The organism is Frateuria sp. YIM B11624, assembly GCF_049727805.1.
GTDB lineage: Bacteria > Pseudomonadota > Gammaproteobacteria > Xanthomonadales > Rhodanobacteraceae > Frateuria_A.
Genome location: NZ_JBCNYA010000078.1, coordinates 1 through 256 on the forward strand (window position 1 = coordinate 1; position 256 = coordinate 256).

The 256-nt window shown below is 66.8% G+C and carries 1 protein-coding gene; it reads right to left on the reverse strand.

The annotated features are described in order from the left end of the window. Positions 1 to 256, reverse strand: a 256-nt coding sequence (locus tag AAIL17_RS18240) for an ATPase, T2SS/T4P/T4SS family (RefSeq protein ID WP_424684245.1), incomplete at both ends; no start/stop codon positions are given.

Consider the following 256-nt stretch of genomic DNA (forward strand, 5'->3'; position numbering starts at 1 on the left):
CGCCGAGCTGGTGTGCAGCGTGCCGAACACCAGGTGGCCGGTTTCCGCGGCGGTCAGCGCCAGGCGGATGGTTTCCAGGTCGCGCAGCTCGCCGACCAGGATGTAGTCGGGGTCCTCGCGCAGCGCCGAGCGCAGCGCCTCGTTGAAGCCGTGCGTGTCACGGTGCACCTCGCGCTGGTTGACCAGGCACTTCTGCGAGGTGTGCACGAACTCGATCGGATCCTCGACCGTGAGCATGTGGCCGTATTCGTTCTTG